Below are 304 nucleotides of genomic sequence, written 5' to 3'. Positions count from 1 at the left end.
TTGTTCCATTAATGAAATTAATGTCTCAATGATAATTCTATTTGTTTCTTTATTTAAGTTGGCTATTTTTCTACCCTCGGGTTGAAGGTATTCCATTGGTGTAAGTGTATATTCTCCACATATATCTATTCCTTCAACGCTGTATGTTCTAAAAACAATATGTAAAATCGCTTGTAAATCTGGAAGAGTGAGATTGCCGTGGTCCCAATTAGTATGAGCGAATTTTTTGTCTAAAACATCCTTATCAATACTAAGGTAGACAGATTGCGTAGGGATCTCTTGATGAAAACTCTCGTAGTTTATT

Annotated in this window: 1 pseudogene; it reads right to left on the bottom strand. The window is 33.2% G+C overall.

The features are described from left to right. Positions 1-304, bottom strand: a pseudogene (locus AOA60_RS33225) (hypothetical protein); the annotation flags it as partial.

The organism is Pseudomonas sp. 2822-17 (assembly GCF_002742485.1).
Lineage (GTDB): Bacteria > Pseudomonadota > Gammaproteobacteria > Pseudomonadales > Pseudomonadaceae > Aquipseudomonas > Aquipseudomonas cyclaminis.
Note: the sequence above shows the minus strand (reverse complement) of the source record. Positions and strands in the feature narration are given on the sequence as shown.